Below are 24,122 nucleotides of genomic sequence, written 5' to 3' on the forward strand. Positions count from 1 at the left end.
TGCTGGTTCTTCTTGGTCGTTGAACCCTTTACCGGAGACCGCGGCGACGTCAGAGGGGCCTCGCTCCACCGGCTACCGGGTGAGCGCCGCGTCGGCCTGCCAGCAGTGCGTCCAGTGTCCCTCGCCCAGCTCCGTACGTCCTGGCACCTCGGTCGAGCACACCGGCAACGCCACCGGGCAGCGCGGATGGAATCGGCAGCCGCCCGGTGGGGTGATCAGGCTGGGCGGCTCGCCGTGCCGTTCCCGCACGGGGGGCGCCACCCGGTCGGGATCCGGCGCCGACTCCAGCAGCAGCCGCGTGTACGGGTGCCGCGGCGACCGCGTGAGCTCCTCGCTCGGCCCGCTCTCGATCAGCCGCCCCGCATACATGACCGTGATGTCCTCGGCGAAGTAGCGGGCGCCGGCGATGTCGTGCGTGATGTAGAGCAGCGCCAGCCCGTTCTCCCGCGTCAGCCCTTCCAGCAGCCGCAGCACGCCGAGCCTGATGGAGACGTCCAGCATCGACACGGGCTCGTCGGCGATCAGCGCGACGGGCCGCACCGCCAGCGCCCGCGCGATCGCCACCCGCTGCCGCTGGCCGCCGGACAGCTCGTGCGGCATCTTGTCCATGAACTGCTCGACCGGGGTGAGGCTGACGCGTTCGAGCAGCTCGGCGACCTGCTCGCGCTCCTCGGCGTCGGAGCGTGCGTGCCCGTGCAGGCGCAGGGGCCTGGCCAGGTGGTAGCGGACCCGGTGGAAGGGGTTCAGGGAGGCGAACGGGTCCTGGAAGATGAGCTGGACCTGGCGCCGGTACTCCTTGAAGGCGGCGCCGCGGTGGGCGCGTACCGGCTCGCCGCGCAGCAGCACCTCGCCGGACGTGGCCGGATAGACCTGGGCCAGCAGCCGGGCGACCGTGCTCTTGCCGCAGCCGCTCTCCCCGACCAGCGCCGTCACCGAGCCGGCCCGCAGCGCGATCGAGACGTCCTCCACCGCCCGCACCGGCGGCCTCCTGCCGAAGCGGCCCCGGGGGCCGCGGGCGGCGGTGAAGTGCTTGGTGAGGCCGCGCCCCTCCAGGGTGTTCATGACACTCCCCTCTCGTCGCCGAGGCTGCCGTCGTGGAGCAGGCACGCGACCTCGCCGTCTGCCTCGGCCCGCAGCACGGGCAGGGTCTCGGAGCACTCCCCCACCGCCATCGGGCACCTGGGGTGGAAGGCGCAGCCCGGTGGCGGCGAGCGCAGGTCGGGCGGGGTCCCAGGGATGCCGAGCAGCTCCTCGCGCGGCCCGCGCAGGCGGGGGAACGAACGCAGCAGCCCCAGCGTGTACGGATGCCGCGGCGCCCGGTGCAGCGCCTTGGCCGTACCGGTCTCCACGACGCGGCCCGCGTACATGATGGCGATCCGGTCGGAGATCTCCATGAGCAGCGACAGGTCGTGGGTGATGAAGACGACCGCGAAGCCGTACTCCTCCCGCAGCGCCCTGATCTCCGCGAGGATGTCGCGCTGCACCACCACGTCGAGCGCGGTCGTCGGCTCGTCCATGATGATGATCTCGGGGTTGAGGGCGAGCGCGATGGCGATGGCGGCACGCTGGCGCATGCCCCCCGACAGCTCGTGCGGGTAGGAGCGGCGGCGGTCGGCGCTGATGCCGACGCGCTGCAGGAGCTCCACCGACCGCTCGGTGCGCTCGTTGCGGGACATGCGGGGCGCGTGGATGCGCAGCACGTCGTCGATCTGGGCGCCCACGGTGAGGACCGGGTTGAGGGAGTTCATGGCGCTCTGGAAGACGACCGCCAGCTCCTTCCATCGGAAGGCGCGCAGCTCGTTCCCGCCCAGGGCGAGCACGTCCACGGCCGAGCCGTCCTGGCGGCGGTAGACGACCGAGCCCGACGTGATCGAGGCGGGTGGGCGCAGCAGCCGGGCCACCGCGCCCGCCAGCGTGGACTTGCCGCTCCCGCTCTCGCCCGCCAGGCCCAGGATCTCGCCGCGGCGCAGGTCGAGCGAGACGCCGGAGACCGCGTGCACGGCTCCGGAGCCGGACAGGTAGTCCACGCCGAGGTCGCGGATCTCCAGGACGTTCATGCGCGCGCCTTCCGGGGGGCCTTGATCGTCCGCAGCCGCGGGTTGGCGATCTCGTCGATGCCGAAGTTCACCAGGGCCAGGCCGGTGCCGATGAGCGCGATGCACAGGCCGGGCGGGATGAACCACCACCAGGCGCCGATGAGCAGCGCCTGCCCGTTCTGCGCGAAGTACAGCATGCTGCCCCAGCTCACCGTGGACAGGTCGGCCAGGCCCAGGAACGACAGCCCGGCCTCGGCCAGGATCGCCGCGACCACGGTGGCCAGGAAACTGGTGGCGATGACGGGCAGCAGGACCGGCAGGATCTCGTAGAAGACGATCCGCAGCGGCCCTTCGCCGCTCGCCCTGGCGGCCTGGACGAAGTCGCGCCGGCGTACCGACAGGGTCTGGGCGCGCAGCACCCGCGCGCCCCAGGCCCAGCCGGTCACCGCGATCACCACGGCGACCGAGGCCACACCGCGCTGGGGGAGATAGCCGGCCAGCACGATGATCAGCGGGAGGGCGGGCAGCACAAGGAAGATGTTGGTCAGCACCGACAGCGCCTCGTCCACGGCGCCGCCGACGTAGCCGCCGACCAGGCCGACCGCGACCGCCAGCACCGTGGCGATGAGCGCCGACAGCACGCCGACGCCGAGCGAGACACGGGCGCCGTACACGATCTGGACGAGGATGTCCTGCCCGGTCTGCGTGGTGCCGAGCCAGTGCTCCGCCGACGGACCCTGCAGCCCGGCCTCGCTGGTGGCGGCGGGATCGGCGTCGATGAGCAGCGGCCCGAAGACGGCCACCAGCGCGAAGAGGACGAGGATCCCGGCCCCGAGCTTGATCTTCATTCCGACTCCTGTCTGGTCCGGGGGTCGAGCACCACGTACGCCAGGTCGGCCAGGAAGTTGGCGACGAGCACGGCCAGCGAGATGACGAGGAAGATGCCCTGCATGAGCGGGAAGTCCTCGTTCTCCACGCCCTTGAGCAGCATCGACCCGATGCCGGGATAGGAGAAGACGATCTCCGTCAGCACGGAGCCGCCCACCACGAAGCCGAGCGAGAGCGCGAAGCTGGTGATGTTCGGCAGGATCGCGTTGCGGGCGGCGTAGGCCCACATGACCCGGCGCGAGGTCAGCCCCTTGGCCTCGGCCATCACCACGTAGTCCTCGCCGAGCGTGGTCACCATGACGTTGCGCATGCCGAGGATCCGGTCGGCCATGGAGGCCAGCACGATCGTGATCGCCGGCAGCGCCGCGTGGTAGAGCACGCTCCCCGCGAACTCGCCGGTCAGCCCCGGCATCACGTCCAGCCCGTACGCCCGGCTGACCGGGAACCACTGCAATGTCACCCCGAAGACGAACACCAGCGCCAGCGCGACCCAGAAGTACGGCACCGCGTGCATGAACGTGGCCGCCGGCAGCACCCCGTCCAGCCAGGTGCCGCGCTTCCAGGCCAGGATCACGCCCAGGGAGGTGCCGATCAGGTAGCTGATCAGCGTGGCGACGCCGACGAGCCCGACCGTCCACGGCAGGCTGTCCGCGATCACCGTGGAGACCTCGGTGGGGAAGAACGTGATCGAACGGCCCAGCTCGCCATGGGCGAGGTTGCCCAGATAGTCCAGATACTGCTGCCACAGGCTCGCGTCGCTGATGCCGAACGCCCTGCGCATCGCGTCGATGGCGGCCGGGTCGATGTTCCCCTTCATCCGGGCCACCAGCAGATCCACCGGATCCCCCGGCATGAGCCGGGGGATCAGGAAGTTCAGCGTGATGGCGGCCCAGGCCGTCAGGAGGTAGAAGCCGAGCCGCCGGGCCAGGAACCTCACGTACCGGCCGGCTTCAGGTGCAGCAGCACCACGGCCGCGTCGGGCGAGGTGTAGGGCGACGGCATCGCGTACGGGTCCTGCTCGGAGGGCCAGCCCACGTACTTGTCGGTCCGGTACTGCGCCCAGGCCGGGCTGTAGAACAGCGGCAGCGTGGGCATCTTCTCGGCCATGATCCTGGCCAGGCCCTGGACGGCCTGCTGCTGCTCGGCCAGGTCCTCGGTGGCGGCGTACGCGTCGATCAGCTTGTCGGTCTCGGCGTCCTTCCACCGCTCGTAGTTGCCGGTGGCGGACTCGCCGACGGGCTCGGCCAGCGCGCCGGACAGCATCGTGCGCATCTGAGAGTACGGGGTCGGCCCGGCCGGGGTGGCCCTGATCGACAGGTCGTAGTCGCCCTTGCCGACCTTGGACACCCAGTCCGCGAACGCCACGCCCCTGGTCTCGACCGTGATCCCGATCTTGGCCAGGTCCTCGCGGATGAGCTGGGCGGCATTGACCCAGTCGGTGAACGGCGACGGCACCAGCAGGGTGAACTTCAGCCGCGCCGGATCGACGTCCTTGAGCAGGTCCCTGGCCTTCTCGACGTCGACCTTGTAGGCGGCCTCGCGGTACTCGGGCGGCACGTAGGCCTGCCCGCCCGGCATCGGCACGCCGGTCGGGTGCGCGACCTTGGTGTAACCCCGCTCCGCCACCCGGACGATCTTGTCCCGGTCGATGGCGAGGCTCATGGCCGCGCGCACCTCGGGCCTGGCCAGCACGGGGTTGGTCAGGTTCGGCAGCAGGGCCACCACGCCCTCCGGCGGGAAGTAGAACTTGTTCTGCTCCGGCTTGTCCCGCACGTAGATCTTCTGGATGTCCGGCACGAACGCGCCCGCCCAGTCCACCTCACCCTGCTGCAGCGCCGTCTGCAGGGCGTTGGCCGTGTACGCCGGGAACCGCAGCACCGGCACCTCCGGCTTGCCCGGCTGCCAGTAGGACGGGTTCTTGACCAGCTCGTACAGCTGCGCCGAGAACTTCGACAGCGTGTACGGCCCGGTCCCGACCGGCTTGGGGTTGGCGAAGGTGGACGGGTCCGCCTCCTTCTCCCACACGTGCTTGGGCACGATGGGCGAGCTGCCGGCGATGTCGAAGAGCTTGGCGTAGGAGGTCTTGCCGAAGTCGAGGCGCACCTTGTCGGGCGCGAGCACCTCGGCCCCCTCGATCCCCAGCGCGTTCTTGTTGAGCTGCGGATGCTTCTTCAGCATCTGGAAGGTGAAGGCCACGTCGTCGGCGGTGAACGGCTGCCCGTCGGACCACTTCACGCCCTGCCGCAGCGTGAACGTCACCGACCTGCCCTCGTTCGACCACTTGTGGTCAAGCGCCAGCCAGGGCGTGATCTCCCCCGGCTTGAGCTTGTTGAAGTACATGAGGGTCTCGTGGATCATCCCGCTGGTGCCGAAGTTCACGCCTTCGAGGTGGTAGGGGTTGAAGTCCTGCTGGAACGTGCCCGCGTCCACGGCGTGGATCACCAGCGGCGGCGCGTCCCCGCTCTTGGCGGGGCCACCACCGCCGCCGCCGGAACATCCCGCCAGTGCCAGCGCGGCCAGCGCCGCCGCGACCCGGCTCATGGGCCGGCTCATGGGCCGCCTCATGCGGAGGCCCCCTTTCCGAAGTACTTCGTGCGTAACTGCCGCGAGCCCTTCGGGGCGGCGAAGGCCTGGGCGCGGCCGAACCCGGCCGGTGCGCCGCGCACGATCGTCAGCGCGCGGTAGTAGTCGACGTACGGGAAGCCGTAGGTCTCGCCCCTGGCGTAGGCGTAGCCGGTGATCGCCTGCGACCACAGCTCGTACGCCTCCTCGCTCAGCTCGACGAACACGTCAGGCGCGTAGCCCTCGGCGTCCTCCCAGTTGTCGGCGTAGTAGAGCTCGCCGGCCCAGTGGGCCGGATGCTCGCGCTCCAGGGTCTTCAGGCCGCCGTAGAAGCGGGCGTCCTCGACGATCCGGTGGGTGCGGGCGTGGTCCTTGTGGATGGAGGCGCTCCAGTGCGTCAGGATCACGTCCGGCCGCAGTTCCCTGATGACGTCGCCGACGCGTAGCTTGGTCTCGTCGTCCTCGGGCAGCAGGCCGTCCTCGTGGTCGAGGAACCTGACGCCGGCGCCGATCCGGCCCGCGAACATCTCGGCCTCCTCGCGCTTCTGCTCGGCGTAGTCGGCGACGGTCATGCGCGGATGGCCGCGTTCGCCGAGGGTCAGGTGCAGGAGCGTCGCCCGGTCGCCGCGCAGCACGTGCTGGGCGAGCACGGCGCCCGCGGTCAGGTCCAGGTCGCCCGCGTGGGCCCCGATGGCGAGAACGTGGGTCATGCGGACCGCCTCATCACGTGGAACCTTCTGGTGATCTCGTAGCCCGCCTTGGTGTAGAGGTGGCCGGCCGGGCTGGTCTCGCCGGTCCACAAGAACCAGGACGAGTGCAGCCCTTCGGCGCGCATCCTGGTCATGGTGAGGTGGAGGAGGATCTTGCCGAGTCCGGTGCCGCGCTGACCGGGGTCGACGCCGAAGGGGCCGAAGCGCTCGGGGACGCCGCGGTAGGCCGCGTACAGGGCGAAGCCAACTATGTGGTCTTTTTTCGCGATGACGATGCGTTCGGGATCGCGGTGGAGCCGGATGGCCTCGCCCCAGTCGGGGTTGAAGGCGTCGGCCGCGAAACGGATCAGTTCGGGCAGCTCACCGACGGCGGGGCTGCGGAAGGCATACCCCTCGCGCCGGCGCTCGCTAAGTAACGCGTGGACCTCGGGCGGGGTCTGGTAGCCGACGAGAGCGCGGTCCATGGCGACCGGCGAGTAGAGCGTCCGGAAGCCGAGCTCGCCCAGCAGCCGGTACCCGCCGGGATAGAGCTCGGCGTCCGCGCCCGGCAGAACGTAGTTGGGGGTGTACGACGAGAAGTCCACCTTCGTGCGGCCGAGGCCCTCCAGGAACGCCACCGCCTCGCCCACCAGCCGCCGGCCCAGGCCGCCGCCGCGGTGCTCGGGGACGACGAAGAAGAACGGGATCCAGCCGAGGTCCGGCTCCAGGCCGGTGCCGGGGGCCAAGGGGATCAGGCGGCGAACGGCGTACGCGCAGCCCACCACGGCGTCCCCGTCCACGGCCACGCGCAGGCCCTCGGCATCGAAGTTGGGGTCGAGCAGCACGCAGTCCCGGAACCAGCCGGACGTCGTCGGGTCGGCGGGCATGCTGCGGTTCCAGGCGTCGACCAGCGAGGTCTCATCGCCGGACTGGAAAGGGCGGACAGTGACCATGCAGGAGCGGTCCTTTCACCTTTCGGCACTCCCGCCACAGCTTTCCTACCGTCAACCGGTCAGGTCAAGAAGATTCGGAAGAAATTTTTCAACAAGTCGGATATCTAGAAAATTGTTTTCGCCTGCGGTATCTATGGATGGTTGGCCCTGCCGACGCGTGCCAGTTCGCCTGGTCTTTTCTTGAGTTGTTCAGGTGCTTCCGTCCCAGGACGGTGAACCCCCACCTGGGCCCACCATTTTCGGGCGCTGTCGTCACGTCGTGAAGGAGGCGATGCCGTCGAGGTCGAGGGAGCCCGGTGGGATCTGGGCCAGGAGCGGGAATGCGTGGGCGCCGTTGACGAGCGCTGGGGTGGCGCGGGCCGGGCTCACCCCCGCGTGGCGGGTGATCGCCCCCGACCAGCGCGCGCACGGCACCTCGGACCGGGCCGGCGACTACTCCCGTGCCGGCTACGTGGCCGACCTGGCCGCGCTGCCGACGCACCCCCCTTGTCGAATCCGACGGCTCTTGTCGAACTCGACGGCGACCACTTCATCGACCGTCCGAACGCGGCCCGCTGCACCGCTGCGATCCGCGCCTTTCTCGGCACGCTCGCCTGACCCGTCGTGGCGTTTCGGCACAAGCGGCGAGCCGAAGGTTAAAGCAGTCGCTTGACTTACGATGGCCCGGGTTGGTTGCCTGGACCTGACAAAGGAACGTGCTGGTGCGTCACGCGGGAGGTCGATGAGCGCCGTCCGGGCCGAGCGGGTCAACGCCACCCGCGAGCAGATCCTGGCCGCCGCCGAGCGGCTGCTCGCCGAGCAGGGCGTGTACGCCGTCTCCAACCGCCAGATCAGCCTGGCCGCCGGCCAGGGCAACAACGCCGCCGTCGGCTACCACTTCGGCACCAAGGCCGACCTGGTCCGCGCCATCGTCCGCAAGCGCACCGACGACGTCGAACTGCTGCGCCGCCGCATGCTGGCCGAGATCGAGGGCTCCACCGACGTGCGCGACTGGGTCGGGTGCCTGGTCCGCTCGCTCACGGAGTACCTGGCCGGTCTCGGCACCCCCACCTGGTACGCCCGCTTCGCCGCCCAGGTGATGACCGACCCCGCCCTGCGCCAGATCATGAGCGAGGAGGCGCTGACCTCCCCGACCCTGCAACGCGTCGTGGACGGCCTGCGGCGCTGCCTGCCCCGGCTGAGCCCCGAGGTGCGCGCCGAACGTGCCGACATGGCCGGCCGGCTCGTCGTGCACATGTGCGCCGAGCGGGAGCGCGCCCTCGCCGAAGGCCGTCCCACCGTACGGCCGAGCTGGCACGACGCCAGCTGTAGGAGCTCCGGGCCGAGCCGGGAGAGATGCCTCGCCGTTCTCGAAGTCGATTACCAGCTCTGCGACGACAAGGAGAAGGGCTACGCCCGGCGCCTCCTGCCCGCCGGCGCAAGGATCCCCGCCATCGGCAAGAAGGTCGGCAAGGGAACAACCGGCGAGTACGCCGGCCTGACGTACCGAGCTCCCAAGAAGGGCGGCAAGGGCGTGACGAACATGATCCTGGACGAGGATGACCGCATCGAGATCTGCGTCCACAAGGAGACCCGGGTCCGCGCCGCCGACAAGCACTGCGAGAACGACAGATCCGGTTACGGCTGGTACTACCTCCTGCTGTCCCGCCAGATCCCTCCGGTCGGCAAGAAGGCCGCGAAGGCTCCTTCTTCTCGAACGAGAACTCCGCCTGTACCAGGAAGTTCACAGGCCGCCGCCGCTAGGCTCCGACGTGTTGGCATGCAGCCTGGAAGGGATCCGATCATCAGCAGCGACTTTGCCTCTCCGCCGGAGGACCGGTCACGGCCGGCGCGCCGCCGCGTCACCGAAGCGGCCGTCCTGAGCGCCCACGACCAGAGCCCGGCCGAGGTCGCCCAATGGACCTGCCCGCATGGGCGGCATGCCGGCCATGGCTGCGTCGCCTGCTACCACGCCTGTGCCGACGCCGATCCGGCACATCCGCAATGGGAGGTCGCGGCGTGGTTCACCACCGAGCGGCCGATCCCCATCAGGGCGTTGCAGGACGTGCACCGCCACGACCGCGGGCTCACGCTGACCCAGCCGTCGACGCCCCTGGTCTACCTTCTGAGCGCACGGGTGAGAGCCGCCCTGGGCGTGGAGGCGGTGGCGGGAGTGGTGGGGTTCCTGGTGCAGAACCGGCACATCGTCGACGCGTTCACCGTGACGGAGATCCGCGCCGTCCACTCCTGAACGCCCCTGCCGGGCGCGCGTGGTGTTCGTGAGCGCCACACGGGCCAGGGCCCCTCCGTGATGCTCGGCCCGGCACAGGCCGGCCGCGACCTGGATCACCATGGGGCCGGGCGCCGCGGGCTGTGCGGCACCCGGCGTTGCGCACTGCGGGCCTTGGAGGACTGCGGCCCGGGGTGGCGGTAGGGCGCAGATCCGCCGGACAAGTCCTCCACGCGCAGGACTGGAGACGACCTCACCTCGGGAGCGGGCGGCGGTGGCCGTTCAACGGGGCGGGCGCTGCGCGTGGCCGTGGGCGGCCTCGGCGGCGCTGCAACTGCTCTCCCCGGGCATGGCCTGGACGCGGGAGGGCCACCACACCTCGACGTCCTGCGGGCCTACCCGGGCGAACAAGCATCTTCCCGGACGTTCCCGCAGCGCGACGCCGATCACGCCGTCGATCTCGGCCACGTCCTTGCCGATGCGGTCGTCGAGGTCCAGATGGTCTACCGCCTCCAGGGCGGCCACCAGGTCGGGGGTCTTGGGCAGGTGCGTCTCCAGCCACGCGAAGGCGTCGCCGGGGATCGCCGCCGGGGAGCGAAAGGCCCGGGGCTCGCCCGTCGGGCAGTCGACCTCGTGCACGTCGGCGTCGGCATAGGACACCCAGATCTCGAAGCAGACGGACGCCACCGCGTACCTGGACGGGGACGGGCCGTGGGTCGCTTCGTAGGCGCGCGTGGCGGCGTCCACGGGCTGCGGCCGGCCGTCCGCGCCGACCCGGCCGGCGGCGCGGATCCGCAGCAGCACCCGTCCCCGGTCGGTGGTGCTGTACCGGGTGCCCGTCACGGAGTACACCTCGACGTCCTCGTCCCGGGAGAGCACCCAGCCGACGTCTTCGGCGTTCCAGTCGAGGCCACGGCCTAGTTGCTCGGCAATCTCCTCGGCGTGCACGCGCGCGGCCCGTACGGCGGGATCCTCGGCGCAGGCGCTGAGCACGAGCAGGACGGCCAGGAACACCAAGGGGAGTCGGCGCACCCCTCCTCCCTACCTCACCCCGACGGCGGGGACGGCCGACGTGTCCGGACGGTGACCTGATCGCAGCGAAAGGCGTGCAACGCCTGGGCTCGCGCTGGACGTCAGGCGGCGGCCGATGACTGTTCGGCTCCAGGAGCCGTTTCGCCGCCCGCGGGCCGGCCTGAGAGCAGGCCCCTGCGCCGGCGATCTCCCTGAGCGGGCCTGACCTCTTCCCGTCCGCGCCAGGGAGACCCTGGCGGTGGTCAGCAGCAGGCACTACGGCTCTCCGGCGGCGACGCCCCCCGCCAGTGCGTCGTCCTGGTCGACCCGCGCACCGGCCAGCGCACCGCCCTGGTCAGGGCGCTGGCCGAGGTCTGGGACGTGCCGTGGGCGGTGCTGGACGGGGCCACGCTGACCGCGGGCGACGCGGAGGCGGTCAACGAAAGCGCTACAAGGATCCGCAAGAGATAGATATCTGCGCATGTTGACAGAGCGGTTGATCGAAGCTGCCCGCCGGCTGTACTTGCTACGGGGATGACTCACGCCCCTCTCCTTGGTTCTCCTCAGTGCGGCGCGGGATGGGTTGATGCCTGCAGTAGGTATCAGGCGCGCACCAACTCGCCGTGAGCGTAGAGACGGCTCGTTGGGTCGCCGTTGGGTCGCCGTGGTGTGGGGCTCCGGGCGCGGACGGTTCGGCGAAAGGAGAGGGACTGCCCGGGGTAGTGCGGTCAGTCCCGGCAGCCCGGAGCCTGCCGCGTTCTCACTGGTCAACCGCTGGCGAGGCATCTATGACCAGCGACGCGTCCCGGCTCATCTGGGCGTGCGGCGCCGACGAGGGCCTGGTTGTCGCGCTCGCGGGTGACGTCCGTCAGCACAGCCAGGCCGTCGATCTCGGCTGCGAGGGCCTGGCCCGCTGCCCCGTCCACGTCCGCGAGCACCACGCGGGCGCCGTCGCGGGCGAACCACCTGGCCACTGCGGCTTCCGATGCCGTCGGCTCCCCCGGTGACCAGGACGACCGTGGTCAGGCCCGCACCTCACTGTCTGTGCTCATCGGCTGTGCATGACCTCGTCATGAATCGAGCAAGGCGCACCGACCGGGCCGGGGCGGTGCGCCTGCTACGTCAGCGCAGTCCGAACGCCTTCAGCGTCGTCTGTTCCACCCGGTTGCCGTCGGTGTCCCAGGCTTCCGCCTTCAGGCTGACGGTCCCCGTGGTCTGGTCGCGGGGCGGGTAGGTCGCGGTCGCGGTGTAGGAGCCGCCCTTCTTCTTCGAGAGCTGGACCGGGTTCCAGGTCTTGCCGTCGTCCGTGCTGGTCCACACCTTCAGCCCGGCGATCTTCGGCATCGCCTCCAGCGACGGGCCGTGCCCGGCGTTGACGGTTAAGCGGTGCCGTCCGGTGGCCACGGTGTTCCGCAGGTCGAGCGTGTCATCCAGGTCGAAGCCGACGGTGACGATCGGCTCGGGACGGCACGGATCCTTGGACACGACCGCGCAGATGTGTCCCGGTTTCACCGTGTCCTTCTCCGCGCGGAACGAGGTGAACGTCCAGACGGTGCTGATCGTCTTGCTCGTCGCCGCAAGCCGGTACGTGGCCTTCTCCGGGGGCATCCTGAAGAGGGGGACGCGGTTGATCTGGGTCAGCGGCACGTCTGTTCCGTCCTGCTTGGTCAGCCGGTAGGTGTAGCCGTAGATCCCGCCCATGTCGTCGTGCTGCTGGAGCCCGCCGTTCACCCGCATTGTGTGGAAGATGGGGAAGAGCAGGTCGCCGCGCCTGCACAGGTCGCACGGGGTGTTCAGACCCAGGGTCGCCGGGTACGGCCTGGCGGGGTCGGGCACCAGGTACACCTTGTCCGGCGCCGTGTAGCCGGCGGGGGTGCGCGGCCCGGCGAACATCCGTTGCTGGGTGCGGACCGGCTTGTCGTAGATGTCCAGGGCGTCGCTCACCTCGACGGTGTTGTCAGAGGAGTGGGCGACGCTGACGTTCAGCTGCATCACGTCCGCGGCCAGCGGACCGACGTAGTCGCGCCGCGTGTGCGGACCGACAGCCGACCAGGTGCCGAGTTCGACCGCCTGCGGGATGAAGAGGCGCTCGTCCTGTTTCCAGGCCAGGCGGTGGTCGGAGAACTTGGTGGCCGGGTCCGAGGCCACGTGTACCACGTCGACCTGGGCGAGCTGGTTGCGCTTGTAGGTGTGGTTCAGCGATTCGGGAATCCTGCCCTCCTGGTACTCCTTCAGCGTGTAGGTGAAGGAGGTGTCAGGCGTTCCCGCCACCCGGATCGTGACCGGGCCCTTGGCCAGCCGGTCGCGTACGGCTGCGCCGTCGCGGGCGGACAGCGACACGTTGGCGATCCCCAGCTCCTTGAGCTCGCCGGTGAACGGTTTCTGCGAGATCGGCAACGGCAGGGAGCAGCGCGGCATCGTCTCCGACGGCGCGCTCGGGAACGCCACCACTCCGGCGGCCCCGGCCGCGCGCAGGTTCTGCAGCACCTCGATCGGCACCCCGCAGGCCGAGCCGAAGATGTTGGCCTGCAGGCCGGTCTCCAGCAGCGCCAGCTTGCCCTTGAGGTCGATGCCGGCCAGCTCCTCCGGAGTGCCCGTGCCCACGTTCACCACCGGGAGATCCTGGGTTCCGGTGAACGGGATCCAGCCGGGATGGCCGTTCTGGCTCTCGACTCCCTCGTACTCCCAGTGCATCCCCGTGACGGCCTGGATGTCCGGCATGCCCTTGCCGAGGAGGGACATGCTCACTTCCGACTGGCCGAGGATCGTCTGCTGGGTGAAGCGGAACTTGCCCTTGGTGACGCGCTTGGTGGGGGTGGCCCAGACCCGGTCCCAGGGGATGTGGTCGAGCATGCCCGCGTACTGCGCGCCGTTCTCCGTCGTGCGCTGGTAGGTCTCGACCACCATGTTGTTCAGCGGACCGGCGGGAGTGGGCGTACTGAACCGCACCTGGCTGGCCTTGCGCAGGTCGAGCGTGATCGTGGTGTCCTCGGTGACCTTCACCTCGGGGTCACTCAGCCAGCCGTAGTTCGTCCGCGAGTCGTCGTCGATCCACTCGGCCAGCTCCATGATGCTGTAGGTGCTCGGAGGCACCCGGACCGTCACCACGCCGGGCTCCGAGACGCCGGCGCCGTCGGGCTGCTCCTCGGAGTCCGTCACGCTGACGATGTCGAGCCCCGTGGGGGTCAGCGGGGCGCCGTCCCGGCCGATCGTCTTGACCGTGAGCGTGACTCTCGGTCCCGCGATGAACAGGCCGACCGGCGTGCTGAGCCGTACGTCGCCCGCCTCGGCGATGATGGCGCCGCCGTACGCGCCGAAGCCGAGGTCGGCCGCGTCGAGCGTGACCGTCGCGGACGCGGTGCCGCCAGCGGGGACCGTGAGGGTCTTGTCGGCGCTCAGCGCGCCCTCGATCGGTATGCGCTTGCTGTCGGACAGCGTCGGGGTCAGCGTGAGCGTGACCGGCTGGTCCGTCAGGTTCGCGTAGGTGACCTGCTTCGTGGCGGTCTTGCCGTCGCCGAAGTCCAGGTTCGCGGTGGTGGCGACGACCTGCTGGGAGGCCGCTCTGGCCACGTCGACCCGGCCGGCGCCCTCTTCGTAGACGGTCAGCCCGACCTGCTTGCTGGTGCTCATCAGCGCGGCCTTGTACTGCGCCGCCGTCCAGTCGGGGTGGCGCTGGGCGAGGATCGCCACGGCGCCCGCCACGTGCGGGGTCGCCATCGAGGTGCCGTTGGCGGAGGTGTAGTAGTCGTCCACCGGCGTGCCCATCGCGGTGCCCGCGGCCCGCGCGGCGACGATGGCGAAGCCCGGGGCGGCGATGTCCGGCTTGAGCGCCCCGTCCAGGCGGGGGCCGCGGCTGGAGAAGCCGGCCAGCTCGTCGGTCTTCGTCGTGGCTGCCACCGTCAAGGCGGCCTCTGCGGTCCCCGGCGTGTTGACGGTCCGTGCTCCGGGCCCGTTGTTGCCCGCGGCGATCACGAACAGCGTGCCGGTGCTCGCCGTCAGCTCGTCGACGGCCTGCGACATCGGGTCGGACCCGTCGCTGACGCCGCCGCCGATGCTCATGCTGACGACCTTGGCGCCGCTGCTCGCGGCCCACTCCATGCCGTCTATGAGCCAGGACGACTCGCCCTGGCCCGCGTTGTCGAGCACCTTGCCGATCAGCAGCTTGGCGCCTGGGGCGGCGCCCTTGTTCTTCCCGTCAGACGCACTGCCCGAGCCCGCGATCGTGGAGGCCACGTGGGTCCCGTGGCCGTGGCCGTCGGTCACGTCTTGGCCGGGGACGAACGAGTGCGTTTCCGCGAGCACGGCCGCCAGGTCGGGATGCTTGGTGTCGACGCCGGTGTCGAGGACGGCGACCTTCACCCCGGTGCCGTCGAACCCGGCGGCCCAGGCCTGGGGCGCGCCGATCAGCGGAACGCTCTCGGCCAGGTTGACCTGCACCTTCCGGTCCAGCCAGAGCTTGGCGACGCCCTGCTTGAGGGTGCGCGCGGCCGTACCGCCGTCGCGGACGGCGCTCCAGAAGTCGCCGGCCGTGGCCTTATCGACCCGGAGTCCGGCGCCGCTGATGCTGGTCAGGTCGGTGGCGGTGGTGGTGGCCGGCAGCGCGTCCGCCGCCGCCTTCACCCCGCGCCGTCCCTTCGGGTACTGGACGATGACCGGCAGCTGCTTGGCCTCGGCGTCGGTGTAGCCGTTCTCAGCCAGGTACTCGACGTTGAACAGTTCCTTGTCGACGTTGCCCGCATTCACGGCGGCCATGGCGTCGGTCGGGAAGACGTACACGCCCTTGGGCGTCGCCCTGGTCAGGAAGGCGGGCGCCGGGCCGCCCGGACGGGCGGCGGGGTCCACGTCGACCTGGTGAGCGCCGCCCCGGTCCGACAGGGTGACGGTGTCGCCGGTGATGAGCGTGATCTTGTGCGTGCCCGCCGGCAGCCGGTCCAGATCGGGCTGCGCGGCCGGCACGGCCAGCGCCCCCGGCGTGGAGACGGCAGACAGCGAGCCGGCGAGGGTCACCGCGGTGACGGCGACGGCGGATCCGCGCCGTAACAGGCGCGAGAAACTAGGCATGGGGCTCCTCGGGAGGTAGGTCAGGCGGGCGGGCGGTCAGACGTCGACCCAACCGTCATCGGGCACTCGGGCAGCGGGGTCCTCGTCGGGCTCCTGGTCGCCCTCTTCGGGCTCCTCCGGGTGCTCAAGGTCACGCTGCGGATTGGTTCCGGACATGACGCCCATGCTCTGCGGCGCGCCCTCTACCTACCTATGGGTAAAAATCCCCATTTATGCCCCGCCGTCCAGCCTTCGGGCGAGCGCGGCCCGCGAACGCAGCCCGAGCTTGCGCAGCGCCGCGCTGAGATGCTTGTCGACCGTCTTCGTCGACAAGAAGAGCTCCGTGGCGATCTCTCTGTTCGTCAGCCCGGTCGCCGCCAGCGTCGCGACCTCCCGCTCCCGGGGTGACAGGTCGCCGCCGTAGCCGCTCGGCCCGCCCCGGTGCCGGGCCGGTGAGGGGACGCCGCGCCGCCTGGCCAGGTGGGAGGCACGGTCGAGGTCCCAGCGGGCACCGAGCAAGGCGTACCCGGCCAGGGCCGCGTTCAGCAGCTCGGCGGCGCGCTCGTCGGCGAGCGCGAAAAGGCTGGCGGCGGCCAGCTCGCGCGCCTGGGCGGCCTCGTACGGGCAGCCGAGCCGGTCGTAGCCGTCGACCGCGGCCAGGAACTCGGCCGATGCGATGGCCGGGTCCTGTGCGCCGCCGGCGAGCAGGCCGCGGGCGTGGGCCAGCGACGGGGGCGCGAGTGGCGCGTCCAGCGTGGCGAGTTCCTGCTCGAGCCGGTCGGTCAGTGTCGCGGCCTCCTCCCGGCGCCCGACCTCGACCAGCGCGCCGACCAGCGGCGGCAGCACCCGCACGGCCACCGGCCAGAGCCGTTTGGTGTCCCACACCGCGATGGCCGCCGCGACCCCGGTGGGCGACTCGCCGCCCTGCCTGAGCAGCGCGCCCAGCGCGATCGGCAGCAGGTCGATCGCACCCATCCGCGTCGCCCGATCCACCACGTCGAGCAGCCCGAGCCGGGCCTGCTCCACCTCACCGGACGCGAGTGTCAGACAGGCCTTGACGGTGTCCAGCATGGCGAGTTCGCGCGGGTGATCGACCAGCCGTTCGGACAGGAATGCGATCTCCTCCCGCAGGCCGGTCCACGCGCCGCGCGCATAGGCGAGTACGGCGAGCGCCGCCCGGCACTTGAACTCCATCCACCTGGTCAGGTCGCAGCCCGCAGCGCCGAGCAGCGCGGCCGACAGCATCCGGTCGGAGACCTCGTACCGCCCCGCGTAGCACGCGTCCTCGCCGAGCGAGCAGAACGCGCCCACCTCCCTGCGGTGCACGGGCCTGCCGCCCGTCTGCGCCAGCAGCCGGTCCGCCAGCTCCCCCCAGCGGGGATCGCCCACCGCCGTCAGCACCATGGCGACCTTGCCCAGCACGAACGCCCGCAGCGGCGCGTCGTCGATCGCCGGCAACTGCTCCAGCGCCCGTTCCAGCCAGCCGACGTGCTCGGCCAGCGGCACCGCCGGCGTTGTCGGCAGGCCGAGCCCCACCATCGCCTGCGCGACCAGGTCGGGCCGCCCGTCCAAGTATTCCACCGCGTCGGTGAAGGCCCTCCACTGCAGGTGGGGCTCTGCCGCCGTCCGGTCCAGGCCCAGCGCATACAGGAACGTCAACTCCCCGCGCAACGGCTGGGGCGGGTCGTGCGCGAGCGCCTCCGACAGTGCGTCGAGCTCGGCGACCACCTTCAGCGTCCTGGTGCTCGCCCAGCCGAGCTTGACCGCGAGCTCCGCCCGCCGGACAGGATCCAGCGGAGCGTGACGCAGCACCGCCTCCAGCAGGTGCGCCGCCTCGTCGTCGTCGCCGAGCGCGATCGCCTGATCGGCGGCCTGCTCGGCCGCCGATACCCAGGCGTCCAGCTGCCCGGAGTGGCGCAGGTGGTGCGCGAGCTGCCCGAGCGGCACCGGGCTGAGCCGCCCCACCGCCGCCCCCGCCCGCGTGTGCAGGTCCCGCCGCCGCGACAGCGACACACTGCCGTACACAGCCTGTACGGCCAGCAGATGCCGGAACCCGACCAACCCCGACCGCTCGACCAGTAGGCCGCGTTCGAGCGCCTCGTCGAGCCCGGGCTCCGCCTCGCGTGCCGGGACCCCGCAGGTCTCCAGCAGCGTGCCGATCGGGACGTGCGCCTCCAGCACCGCGCCCGCCTCGACCACCGCGCGGGCGGCGGGAGACAGGCGGCCGACCCGTTCGAGCACCGAGTCGCGCACCCCGGCGGGGACGTCGAGCTCGTCGATCGCCTTGCGCGCCCAGCCGTCGTCACGCCGTACGAGTGTGCCGCGGGCGCGCAGCAGCGCCAGCAGCTCCTGGATCGCGAACGGCAGGCCCGACGTGCGCTCTCGCAGGTAGAGCGCGAAGTCCTCGGACACGCGCACGGTGCCAAGGATCGAGGCGGCCAGCTCCTGCGTGTCTGCCGTGCTGAACGGGGCCAGCGCCACCCGGGTCCTGGCCACGGCGGTCGGCAGCCGGGAGGTCAGCGCCCGCACGCCAACCCCCACCTCCTCACCGCGGTAGGTGAGGACCACGCTCAGAGCCGGCGGGGGATCGGACAGCAGGTAGCCGAGGAACTCGACGGTCTGTTCGTCGGCCCAGTGCATGTCCTCCAGCACCAGTACCATCGCGCCGAGGGTGGCCAGCAGCTCAGCCAGCCCGCGGAACACCCGGTGCCGCTCACCGACCCGGTCGCCCAGCGGCTCCGGCGCGACCGGGAGCACGTGCGCGATCTCGGGCAGCAGTGGCCGTAGCGCCCCGACCACCGGTGACAGGGAGGCGGCCGCCAGCCGTTCGCCGGTGCCGCGCAGCGCCTCCAGCACCGGGCCGAGTGGGAACGGCTCGCGGATGTGCCCGCAGCCGCCGGTCAGCACGAGCGTCCCGGCCAGCTCGGTGGTCAGCTCCGTGACGAGCCGGGTCTTGCCGATTCCCGCCTCGCCCTCGACAACCGCGACCGCCGGGGGGGTGCCCAGCGTGGACAGGAGCGTGGACAACTCCGCCGCCCTGGCGACCAGTTTCGGTGAGACGATCCGTGCGCTGCTGGCGATTCGGGGGGTCACGTCACCGGCCTCGTTCGAGATCAAGACGAGGGTCAGCCTACTAGCTGTTCTGTCCCGTGAGGTTGGGTACGCGGCTGGCGGGTGGCAGGCCGTTCAGGGCGGTGTGTCCGCGGTAGTGGTTGTAGGTGTGTAGCCACACGCTGGCAGGGCAGCTCGGCGTTCGGTCTCTGAGGCGTATGGCTGGGCGTAGGCCCATTCGTCGAGCAGGGTGCGGTTGTAGCGTTCGGCCTTGCCGTTGGTCTGGGGCCGGTAGGGGCGGGTGCGCTTGTGGGTGATGCCCGCTTTGGTGAGGGTGTCGCGCCATAGGTGTGAGCGGTAGCAGGAGCCGTTGTCGGTGAGCACCCGGCGGACGGTGATCCCGGCTGCGGTGAAGAAAGCCTGGGCGCGTTGCCAGAACGCGGCGGCGCTTTCCTTGGTCTCATCGGCACGGCCGGTGGCGCGGTCCAGGTGGGTCAGGCGGGTGAGCCGGTAGCGGGTAAGGACGCGATGCACGGTGGAGGGGTGCAGGCCCAGGTGGTAGCCGATGCGGGCGGGCCCCCAGCGGCGCAGCAGCCGTACTTTGATGATGCGCCGTTCGGTCCGGGTGGGGGTGCGGCGGGGGCTGTGATGCGGGCGGGAGGAACGGTCACGCATGCCGGCCTCACCGAACAGGCGGTAGCGGTTGGCCCAGCGGCGGGCGGTGGTGACGGCGACCTGGAAGCGTTCAGCGGCTCGGCGCAGCGGCCATCCGTCCTCGACGACACAGCGGGCCAGGCGCAGGCGTCCCAGTTCGGTCAGCGGCGCGTTACGGTGGGGCATGAGGGCCTTTCCGTTCGGCGTGTGGATGTCGCAATCCACACCGAACCGAAGGCCCTCACCCATTCACAAGATCATCGACATCGTGTCGTCGTCCCCGTATGGGGTCCCCGTAGCAAACAGCGAAAAACCAACGGATATGGATCTGACCTGTGGTTAGTGGGTGCGTCGAGGCGGAGCGAGGATGGCGGTGATCTCGGTGATGGCTTCGCCGCCCGGGTGGGTGTAGCGCATCGCGGTGCGCGAGTTCTTGTGCCGGGTCTTGGCCATGATGAGTTGCAGTGGCACCTTGGCCTCGCCCAGATGGGTGGCCGCGCTATGGCGTAGCTGGTGCGGGTCCAGCCCGAGGTGGGCCTCCATCAGGACGCGAAGGCGGTCATACCCCAAGCGTGGCCGCCCGGTGTGGGGGCAGATGTGTTCAGGTCCGGGCCGGCGGGCGGGGACGGGCCTCCGGTTGGCCAGGAACAGCGGCCCCCGCAGGCGGACGGGCCCGTCGGGATGTCCGTCGGGCAGGCGCAGCAGCCGGCAGGTCGAATACTTCCGCACGCGCGACCTGCTGACCGTGGCCCGGCACCTTGAGGCCGCCATCGCAGTGGAGGGCCGACAGCCTGACTCGATGAGCGACCGGGAACTCCAGATCGTCGGTGAGTGCCTGACCGCCGCCGTGCAAGGGCCGTTCTTCGACAACGACAGCGAGTTCCCGACCTACATGGGGATCGAGTGGGACCGCCTCGCTCCTGTCCGCCTCGGCCGTCGCCACCGAGAAGGATCAAGGAACGCGGCCCGGCGCTTACCTCCGCGGGGCGCGCGCAGGCCGGTGAGCCCGAGGAGGGCGGCTGGCAGGACGATACGTAGCTTCGTGCCCGCGATTCTCTCCCCATCAAGTTCATGCCCCTTCGGTAGATCCATAGTCAAGATTTCGATATACCGTCGCGCGTGTGGACTTACGCCGATTGCAGTACTTTGTGGTCGTCGCGGAAGAGGGCAGCGTGGGACGCGCCGCCCATCGCCTGCTCATCTCCCAGCCGCCGCTGAGTCAGCGCATTCGCGAACTGGAGGCGGAGCTGGGATGCGCGCTGTTCGTCCGCACCGCGCGCGGGATGATCCTCACCATGGCCGGCGAGGTGCTGCTCAGGGAGGCCCGGGGACTGCTCGCCGCCGCCGCGGGCGCGGTCGAGCGAGTACGGCAGGCGAACGGTGAGCCGGTACTGCGGATCGGCGTGCTGGGCCCGGCCGAGTCGGCCTTGTCGGCCGAGGCTGCCCGGAGCTTCACCCAGCGGTATCCGGCCTCGCGGGTCCAGCTTCGCCAGGGCAACGTGGCCGATCCCACGATCGGGCTGGGGCGCGGCGAGGTCGATGTGGCGATCACGTTCACGCCGTTCGACGAGACCGGGCTGGCGGTTCACGCGGTCCGGGCGGAGCCAATATACGTGGCGCTGCCCATGGACGACCCGCTGGCCGACCGGCTCTCACTCGCCCGCGCCGAGCTGTACGGCCACCGGACCGTCCGGCTGCCCAGCGAGGCGGACCCCACCTGGGTGAAGTTCTGGCAGATTCCGGGCGACGGTCCGGTGGTGCGATCACTCGGCGAGGGGCTGCACGCGGTCCTGTGGCAGCAGGCCGCGATCTTCGTTCCCGAGCGGACGACGCGGACGAATCCCGTCCCGGGCGTGCGCTACGTCCCGCTGGCCGATCATCCCTCGACCCACCTCGTCCTGGCCAGGCGAAGCACCGATCACTCGCCCCTGGTGACCGGGTACATCGCCGCGAGCCTCGCCTGGGCCCAGAACTCCGAGTCCGCCTGACGGCTAACGGTCAGTCATCGATCAGCTTGATCCAGCCCGAGACATTCCAGGCCGCGGTCGAGGGACTGTAGATGGCGAAGTCGATCGCGCCGCCGATGGTCGTGTAGCCGCTCTTGCCCTTCCAGCTCACCCCGACGCCGGTGTCGGTGCTGTTGGCCCAGGCCCAAGGGTCGACCTGGCCCCGGCAGTTGTAGATGCTGCCTCCGACCGAGAAGCCGAAGATGCTGACGGAGATGGGCTGCTGCCGGCAGGGCTCGAAGAACTGCGTCCACTTGGGGTCCTGGTCGACGACCATGTTGCCGGGCGGGACATAGGTCCACTGCCAGGTCTGCTTGATCTCCGTACCCTTCGCCAGGTCGTTGGCGCTGTGCCAGATCTGGCCGAGGACTCCCCAGTTCCCGGCTCCGTCGTTGTTGACCAGCCAGTAGCCGTACCAGCCGTAGATGTGGGCGTTGCCGAACCAGTAGTCGGCGACCAGCCACCAGTCCGGGTTCCGGTCCACCGGGGTGCTCAGGGCGGCGGCCCCGCTGGTCGCCGGATCGGGGACGGACCCGGCGTACTTCAGCAGTTCGGACTTGCTGAGGTTCGGTCCGGTGATGGACAGTCCGACCGCTCGGCCGCCGGCGAGCTGGGCGGAAGGGTTCACACCGGGGACCTGAGACGCCGCGTGGACGACCCGGACGGTGCTGCCGGGCAGCACTCCCTGAAGCCTGAGCTTCGCGCCGGTGTTCGAGGTCCAGGTGATGGTCCGGACTCCGACGGCATCCGCCGCGCTGACGGACTCGGTGAAGGTTTCGCCCGCCTGATCGGAGACGATGGTGACCGGCTTGTCTCGGCCGGGCGGCGGCGACTGAGCCGCCGCCGGACTCGTCGTCAGGGCAAGCGTCACGGTGACGGCGGCCAGGATGCGCAACGACCTCATGGTTCTCCTTCCGGTGCCGGAGCGGGGTGACGAGGGGAGGTGCGGCTCCAGCCCTTCCAGAAAACGATTTCAGTAACCGCTCGTCCAAGACTTTTTTGGGGTCACCGGGACAGTTCTCGATATGGCTCACTTCCGCGTAACGTCGGTGTCGTCGGTGGTGGTCTTGCGGGACGTGGCGTTCTCCGCCTTGGTGGCGATGAGCTGGGCCGGGGTGCAGTCGAAGATGTCGCAGAGCGCCGCGATCGTTTGGACCACCTCGCAGCGCCCATGAATCGGCTGCTCCGGTGACCACTGCCGCTCGACACACTGCCGTTTGCCGCTGGTTCCGGAATACGGGCTACAGGAGGCCGGCGTCGCGTACCGTGTTCGCCACGTCCACGCGGCTGTCGGTGCCGAGCTTGGCGAAGATGCGGGTGATGTTGGCCTTCACCGTGGCCACGCTCACCGACAGGTTCGTGGCGATCTCGGAGTTCGAGCTGCCCTTGGCCACCTCGATCGCCACCTCGCGCTCGCGCTCGGTGAGCTGGTCCAGCTCCTTGACGGCCTGCGGCTTGTACCGGCAGGTGGCCGCCGCGATCACCTGGTGGGCGACGCTGGGTGACAGGACCGGCTCGCCCCTGGCCACCGCGCGCACAGCCTCGATCATCTTCGCGGGCGGCGTGTCCTTCAGCAGGAAGCCGTGCGCGCCGAGCCGCAGCGCGCGCAGCACCATGTCGTCGGCGTCGAACGTGGTCAGCACCAGAATGCGCGGCGGCGACGGCCGATCGAGCAGTAGCTCGGTGGTCGTGAGTCCGTCCTGGACCGGCATCCGGATGTCCATCAGGACGACATCGGGCCGCATGTCGCGGACCACGGTCATGGCCTGCCTGCCGTCCGCTGCTTCGCCGACGAGGTCCAGGTCTGGCTCGCCGCCGAGGATGAGGCGCAGCCCCGTGCGTACCATCGGGTCGTCGTCCACGATCACCACTCTGATCACGGATCAAGCCTCCCACGGCAGCCGTACGTCAAGGACGAAGCGTCCGTCCTGGACCGCATGGCTCAGGGTGCCCCCGGCCATTCGGGCCCGCTCGGCCAGCCCGACCAGGCCCAGCCGCCCGCCGGGGCCGGGGCCGGACGATCCGGCGTACGGAGCCGGGTTGCTCATCCGGATCCGTAACCCTTGGCCAGGCCGTCCGCCGAGCTCTGCCCTCACTCGGGTGCCCGGCGCGTGCTTGCGCGCGTTGGTCAGCGCCTCCTGCACGATCCGGTACGCGTGCCGCCCCGTCTGCGCCGGCAGCAGCTCGCGCCCCTCGACAGTGTCGGCCACCTCGACCTGCTGCCCGGCCGCGCGTACTTCGTCGAACAGGGCGTCGAGGTCGGCCAGGTTCGGCTGCGGGTCCTCGACGCCGCCGTCGCGCCGCAGCGTGCCGAGTACGGCACGCAGTTCGTTGAGCGACTGGTGTGCGTTCTCCTGAATCGCCTGGGCCGCCTCGCGGGTCTGCTCGGCGGTGAGGTCGGTGCGGTGTGCCAGGCCGCCCGCGAGCATGGCCAGCAGAGAGATCCGGTGTGCCAGCACGTCGTGCATCTCGTGGGCGATATTGACCCGTTCGGCTAGTTTGGCCTGTTCGACGCGGTGCGCCTGCGCCTCTAGCGCGGCCTGTCGCCGCGAGGCGCCCAAGTCGCGCCATGTGCGCAGGTAGAGGCCGAAGACGGTCAGCCCACCGACGATCACGCTGCCGGTCGCCATGGTGACGCCCGTGACGGAGAGGCCCCTGAGCTTGTCGGCGTCCGACCACAGGATCTGCGCCGCCGGGCACAGCCACGTGGCGAGAGCGACCGGGACGATCTGGCGCCAGCGGCGATGCGTGCACAGAGAGACGTAGGTGACGTACGCGGGGCCGGCCGCCGTGGTCGAATAGAGGGTCAGGAGCGCGGTCGCCAGCGCGACCTGCCAGGGGAAGCGGCGCCGCCATCGCATCAGCGCCAGACCGGCCCCGAACAGGGCCAAGTTCAGCGCACTCTGGGCGAGGCCGGGGGCGACCTCGCGGTTCACGGCTGACAGGATCGAGATCCCGCCGACGAACAGGGCAGGCACAGTGGCGCAGAGGTAACGCAGAGCCTCGTCCCGGCTCCTTCCTTT

At 70.6% G+C, this 24,122-nt stretch carries 19 protein-coding genes and 2 pseudogenes; 3 read left to right on the forward strand and 18 right to left on the reverse strand.

The genetic code is table 11. From position 1 onward, the window contains the following. Positions 1-72: 72 nt before the first annotated feature. The 8 genes from ACIHAD_RS44920 to ACIHAD_RS44955 form a co-directional block, all read right to left on the reverse strand. Positions 73-1,062: an ABC transporter ATP-binding protein gene (locus tag ACIHAD_RS44920; protein ID WP_397360973.1), complete on the reverse strand. Its 990-nt coding sequence runs from the start codon at positions 1,060-1,062 to the stop codon at positions 73-75. After that, positions 1,059-2,057, reverse strand: a complete 999-nt coding sequence (locus ACIHAD_RS44925; protein ID WP_397360974.1) for an ABC transporter ATP-binding protein — start codon at positions 2,055-2,057, stop codon at positions 1,059-1,061. Before ACIHAD_RS44925 ends, ACIHAD_RS44920 begins: the two co-directional genes overlap by 4 nt. After that, positions 2,054-2,884, reverse strand: coding sequence for an ABC transporter permease (locus ACIHAD_RS44930; protein ID WP_397360975.1), 831 nt, complete (start codon positions 2,882-2,884; stop codon positions 2,054-2,056). The genes ACIHAD_RS44925 and ACIHAD_RS44930 overlap by 4 nt, the downstream gene beginning before the upstream one ends. Continuing rightward, positions 2,881-3,861 carry an ABC transporter permease gene (locus ACIHAD_RS44935; RefSeq protein WP_397360976.1) on the reverse strand — a complete coding sequence of 327 codons (981 nt, stop codon included), beginning with the start codon at positions 3,859-3,861 and terminating at the stop codon, positions 2,881-2,883. Before ACIHAD_RS44935 ends, ACIHAD_RS44930 begins: the two co-directional genes overlap by 4 nt. Then, positions 3,858-5,477, reverse strand: a complete 1,620-nt coding sequence (locus tag ACIHAD_RS44940) for an ABC transporter substrate-binding protein (RefSeq protein WP_397360977.1) — start codon at positions 5,475-5,477, stop codon at positions 3,858-3,860. Before ACIHAD_RS44940 ends, ACIHAD_RS44935 begins: the two co-directional genes overlap by 4 nt. Positions 5,478-5,485: 8 nt before the next feature. Continuing rightward, a complete protein-coding gene (locus ACIHAD_RS44945) occupies positions 5,486-6,196 on the reverse strand; it encodes a PIG-L deacetylase family protein (RefSeq protein WP_397360978.1) in 711 nt (236 codons plus the stop codon). Further along, a complete protein-coding gene (locus tag ACIHAD_RS44950) occupies positions 6,193-7,128 on the reverse strand; it encodes a GNAT family N-acetyltransferase (protein WP_397360979.1) in 936 nt (311 codons plus the stop codon). The genes ACIHAD_RS44945 and ACIHAD_RS44950 overlap by 4 nt, the downstream gene beginning before the upstream one ends. A gap of 252 nt (positions 7,129-7,380) precedes the next feature. Beyond that, on the reverse strand, positions 7,381-7,542 hold the full coding sequence (locus ACIHAD_RS44955) for a hypothetical protein (protein WP_397360980.1): 162 nt from the start codon (positions 7,540-7,542) through the stop codon (positions 7,381-7,383). Positions 7,543-7,849: 307 nt separating this feature from the next. Here ACIHAD_RS44955 and ACIHAD_RS44960 point away from each other — a divergent pair. After that, positions 7,850-8,434 (forward strand): annotated as a pseudogene (locus tag ACIHAD_RS44960) (TetR/AcrR family transcriptional regulator); the annotation flags it as partial. Positions 8,435-9,619: 1,185 nt separating this feature from the next. Here ACIHAD_RS44960 and ACIHAD_RS44965 read toward each other — a convergent pair. Both ACIHAD_RS44965 and ACIHAD_RS44970 read right to left on the reverse strand, forming a co-directional pair. Next, on the reverse strand, positions 9,620-10,369 hold the full coding sequence (locus tag ACIHAD_RS44965) for a hypothetical protein (protein WP_397360981.1): 750 nt from the start codon (positions 10,367-10,369) through the stop codon (positions 9,620-9,622). Between the two features lie 242 nt (positions 10,370-10,611). Then, entirely contained in the window at positions 10,612-10,788 is a 177-nt protein-coding gene (locus ACIHAD_RS44970) for a hypothetical protein (RefSeq protein ID WP_397360982.1), read from the reverse strand. A gap of 348 nt (positions 10,789-11,136) precedes the next feature. Between ACIHAD_RS44970 and ACIHAD_RS44975 the strand changes: the two genes are divergently transcribed. Beyond that, complete coding sequence (locus tag ACIHAD_RS44975; protein ID WP_397360983.1) at positions 11,137-11,355, forward strand: hypothetical protein; 219 nt, start codon at positions 11,137-11,139, stop codon at positions 11,353-11,355. 115 nt (positions 11,356-11,470) lie between these two features. Here the strand turns inward: ACIHAD_RS44975 and ACIHAD_RS44980 are convergent, their stop codons facing one another. The 4 genes and pseudogenes from ACIHAD_RS44980 to ACIHAD_RS44995 all read right to left on the reverse strand — a co-directional run bounded on the left by ACIHAD_RS44980 (position 11,471) and on the right by ACIHAD_RS44995 (position 19,822). Continuing rightward, positions 11,471-15,409 carry a S8 family peptidase gene (locus ACIHAD_RS44980; protein WP_397360984.1) on the reverse strand — a complete coding sequence of 1,313 codons (3,939 nt, stop codon included), beginning with the start codon at positions 15,407-15,409 and terminating at the stop codon, positions 11,471-11,473. A gap of 210 nt (positions 15,410-15,619) precedes the next feature. Further along, positions 15,620-18,481: an ATP-binding protein gene (locus ACIHAD_RS44985; RefSeq protein ID WP_397360985.1), complete on the reverse strand. Its 2,862-nt coding sequence runs from the start codon at positions 18,479-18,481 to the stop codon at positions 15,620-15,622. A 40-nt stretch (positions 18,482-18,521) separates the two neighbouring features. After that, positions 18,522-19,279 (reverse strand): annotated as a pseudogene (locus tag ACIHAD_RS44990) (integrase core domain-containing protein). A 153-nt stretch (positions 19,280-19,432) separates the two neighbouring features. After that, positions 19,433-19,822: a tyrosine-type recombinase/integrase gene (locus tag ACIHAD_RS44995; RefSeq protein WP_397360986.1), complete on the reverse strand. Its 390-nt coding sequence runs from the start codon at positions 19,820-19,822 to the stop codon at positions 19,433-19,435. A gap of 392 nt (positions 19,823-20,214) precedes the next feature. Between ACIHAD_RS44995 and ACIHAD_RS45000 the strand changes: the two genes are divergently transcribed. Then, complete coding sequence (locus ACIHAD_RS45000; RefSeq protein ID WP_397360987.1) at positions 20,215-21,081, forward strand: LysR family transcriptional regulator; 867 nt, start codon at positions 20,215-20,217, stop codon at positions 21,079-21,081. 10 nt (positions 21,082-21,091) lie between these two features. On the opposite strand, the gene ACIHAD_RS45005 is transcribed toward ACIHAD_RS45000, so the two are convergent. From ACIHAD_RS45005 to ACIHAD_RS45020, 4 genes are all read right to left on the reverse strand, one after another. Further along, the gene (locus tag ACIHAD_RS45005; protein ID WP_397360988.1) at positions 21,092-22,003 is read right to left on the reverse strand and encodes a hypothetical protein; all 912 of its coding nucleotides are present in this window, start codon (positions 22,001-22,003) and stop codon (positions 21,092-21,094) included. A gap of 126 nt (positions 22,004-22,129) precedes the next feature. Further along, entirely contained in the window at positions 22,130-22,258 is a 129-nt protein-coding gene (locus ACIHAD_RS45010; RefSeq protein ID WP_397360989.1) for a hypothetical protein, read from the reverse strand. An 82-nt stretch (positions 22,259-22,340) separates the two neighbouring features. Further along, on the reverse strand, positions 22,341-22,979 hold the full coding sequence (locus tag ACIHAD_RS45015) for a response regulator (protein WP_397360990.1): 639 nt from the start codon (positions 22,977-22,979) through the stop codon (positions 22,341-22,343). Between the two features lie 3 nt (positions 22,980-22,982). After that, a complete protein-coding gene (locus ACIHAD_RS45020) occupies positions 22,983-24,035 on the reverse strand; it encodes a sensor histidine kinase (protein WP_397360991.1) in 1,053 nt (350 codons plus the stop codon). Positions 24,036-24,122 lie beyond the last annotated feature (87 nt).

This window comes from Nonomuraea sp. NPDC052265, from assembly GCF_044547985.1.
Lineage (GTDB): Bacteria > Actinomycetota > Actinomycetes > Streptosporangiales > Streptosporangiaceae > Nonomuraea.